At 59.3% G+C, this 2,905-nt stretch carries 4 protein-coding genes; all 4 read left to right on the top strand.

What is annotated here, in order from left to right; genetic code table 11:
• Positions 1-356 precede the first annotated feature (356 nt).
• Positions 357-1,028: a Crp/Fnr family transcriptional regulator gene (locus NKI72_RS34425; RefSeq protein ID WP_029356805.1), complete on the top strand. Its 672-nt coding sequence runs from the start codon at positions 357-359 to the stop codon at positions 1,026-1,028.
• Between the two features lie 210 nt (positions 1,029-1,238).
• Positions 1,239-1,394, top strand: a complete 156-nt coding sequence (locus tag NKI72_RS34430) for a DUF4062 domain-containing protein (protein ID WP_352473170.1) — start codon at positions 1,239-1,241, stop codon at positions 1,392-1,394.
• A gap of 34 nt (positions 1,395-1,428) precedes the next feature.
• A complete protein-coding gene (locus tag NKI72_RS34435; protein ID WP_502909012.1) occupies positions 1,429-1,704 on the top strand; it encodes a hypothetical protein in 276 nt (91 codons plus the stop codon).
• A gap of 502 nt (positions 1,705-2,206) precedes the next feature.
• Positions 2,207-2,422 carry a hypothetical protein gene (locus NKI72_RS34440; RefSeq protein ID WP_352473169.1) on the top strand — a complete coding sequence of 72 codons (216 nt, stop codon included), beginning with the start codon at positions 2,207-2,209 and terminating at the stop codon, positions 2,420-2,422.
• Positions 2,423-2,905: the final 483 nt, after the last annotated feature.

Genomic DNA, 2,905 nt, shown 5'->3' on the forward strand with positions numbered 1-2,905 from the left:
CCGCGGCGTGCCCATACGGCGGGCGGTGGCTGGCCCCGGGCCACGCATGTAATAAAGCTCCGGGCGGTAGCGCGGCGCGACGAATTTGCGAAACCCCGCAGCAAGTTTTGTGACGGGAGCCAAGAATTTCATGACTGTTCCCTTTCCCTTCGCCGGCTTGCACACGAGCCGGCGGGCCTGACGTTGCAAAAAGGATATGACAGTCGAACCAGGCTCGGCTGTGGGAATTCCCACACCGGGAAAAACATTGGCGAAATCCGCTCCCAGTTTGCATCCCGGAAAGCGGGGCCTGCGGCCATCAAATTTCCTTGGATAGGGAATAAGGTGAAGTACACTTGATTGAACAAGAGACCGTTGTGACAGGCTCTCTGGCCTTCATCTCGAGACTTTGCGATGCCGACCTCGCCGCGCTGACCAAACGGTGGCACGAGCGCAGCTATCGACACAACGAGCTAATCATTTCCCACGGCGACACTGGTCGCGATGTCTTCTTCCTGCTGGAAGGACGGGCTCGCGTGACACTGGTTTCAGCGGACGGCAGGGAGATAGCGTATCGCGATGTCGAACCGGGCGACATTTTCGGGGAGCTCGGAGGCATTGACGGGATTGCACGCTCTGCCAGCGTAGTCGCACTGGAGGCAACTCGCGCTGCACGGCTGTCCGGCACAGCATTCCGGGATATCGTGATGACCCACCCGACTTTTGCCTGGATGCTGCTTGAGCATCTGTCTGCCCAGCTCCGGCGCATGACCGAGCGGGTATTCGAATACAGCACTCTGGTCGTGCGAAAACGGCTGATCGTCGAGCTCCTGCATCGGGCGGAGAAAGCCGCACTCGTGGACGGCGAGGTGTCCATAAGCCCGGCACCGACGCATTCCGAGCTGGCGGCAACGATGAGCACGCACAGGGAAGCGGTCTCGCGCGAAATGAGCGACCTCGCCAAGAGAGGCCTGATCGAAAAGCGCGGCAGCAGGTTATTGCTGCATGACGTCTCGGCACTACGGGCGCTGGTCGACAAGAAGGAATAGCGAAGGCTGTCGCTGCGGCGGGGGGCACCGCACCTTTCCTCGGCCGCAAGTGATTATTCCTTCCGGCAAATCGGGCAACCTGGCGTGCCAGCGCGCGGATCGGACTTTGATCGCTTCACCCAATCATGACTCGGCTTCTTGATGCGGGCACGGAACGTTATCCCCAGCCTGCTTGCAGAGTTACAAGGGCGGATCGAAGGGTGAAGCCGCATGGACGTTAACTACCAAATCTTCGTCAGCTCGACCTATGCCGATTTGGTGGACGAAAGACGGTCGGTCATCGAGGCGGTTCTTAACCCTCGGGCATATTCCTGTGGGGATGGAGGCATTCCAAGCCAGCGACGACACGCAATGGGATTAAATTAAGCGGCGCATCGATGACAGCGACTACTACGTACTCATCGCATCAGAGCCGTACGGCTCAGAGTTGAGGGGTAAGAGCTACACCCAGATGGAGTACGAGCACGCCGTCGCCCAAGGCGTCCTACCGTGGCGTTTTTGCTCGAAGGCGGTGCTCGCAAGACGTGGGCCGCGGAAAAGCTCGAGTTCGATAAAAAGGCCAAACTCGAGAGATTCCGAAAGCTGTATGAAAAGAAGCTCGTCAAATATTGGCGCAACAAGGACGATTTGGCGGGTAAGGTTGCGATGGCTAATAGACGTTATGACCGTGGTCTGAGCGGCGGCCCGCCCTTAGTCTTTGCAGCTGTTAAGCAAAAGGGGGTTGCTCGGGAGTGCCGAGCCGAGCCCCAAGCGAAGAAAGGACGAGCCATGGAGCAAGATAACATTTTTTACGTCGGTATCGATGTGTCGAAAGCCAAGCATGCTGTCGCGATTGCCGAGGGCGGACGCGGTGGAGAGGTCCGGTATTTCGGCGCGGCGTTCCCCGAGCGTCGTCACCGGAACGTCGTAGCCGTGAAGCCGAACCGTGACGGTCCCGTCATCATGAACAAGCGTCACCTCGCCAGTCATCGTGATCGTGTCGCCTTCGGACAGTTTCGCCATCGGCATCGCCCTCGCAAAGGCAACTGGACGTGGAAAGCGCCATCATCGACGGTGAGATCGTATTGAACGAGACTGTCTGACTTCGGAGCCTTGCGGAAAGCCATCACCCGACGCCAGCACGACCTCTATTCGTCGCCTTCGATCTTCTGCATCTCAATGGTCACGACCTGCGCGACATGGCGCTGGAGGACCGCCGCGAGATCCTTGCCGAGATGATCCCGGACGGTGGCCGTATCCAATTCAGCCAGGCGCTTCCCGGCGAGGCTAAGGCGATCTTCCCACCTGATAGACCAGGCGGGGCTCGAAGGCATGGTGTCGAGGCGCAAGGACAGCAAATACCGGAGCGGCAATTCGACGGCTTGGCTCAAGACCAAGGCTTACAGCATCGATGAATACGAGTTGCTCGGCGTCGAGCGTGAACCCGGAAAGCCGGCTTTCGCCCTAATGGCCGAGCGTGGCACAGGCCGCTATGTCGGGAGCGCCTTTATCACCTTGAACCGGGAGATGCGGGAACGCCTCTGGGAGCGCGTACAGGAGCATTCTGGGCCCGCGCCAAACGGGATGAAACGGCCGGCGACGCAATGGGTCCAGCCTGGGCTGATCGGCCGCGTGGAGCATCTCCGCGGCGAGGACGAATCTGCGCCATGCCTCGCTGCAGGATTTTCGGGAGGAAGACCAGGGTAAAACTCAGTCATTCTGGCCATGCCGCGAATGGCCGAGATGGGTTGATAGTGTTGAAGAAGTCGGCGATGAAGCCGTGGATCCACTCGCACCGAAGCGTTAAGGTCGACGCGACCTCCTCGCCTTAAGTGGCTCGGACGTTTGTTCCGAGGGTGCAAATCTTGGCCAATTTCCTGAGGTTCTGGGCGATGGCT

Source organism: Mesorhizobium sp. M0437 (assembly GCF_040321335.1).
Taxonomy (GTDB): Bacteria; Pseudomonadota; Alphaproteobacteria; order Rhizobiales; family Rhizobiaceae; genus Mesorhizobium.

What these genes read in the sequence shown, in the direction of transcription:
- NKI72_RS34440 (WP_352473169.1), top strand. Translation starts at nt 2,207, where the DNA reads ATGGCGCTGGAGGACCGCCGCGAGATCCTTGCCGAGATGATCCCGGAC.
- NKI72_RS34430 (WP_352473170.1), top strand. Translation starts at nt 1,239, where the DNA reads ATGGACGTTAACTACCAAATCTTCGTCAGCTCGACCTATGCCGATTTG.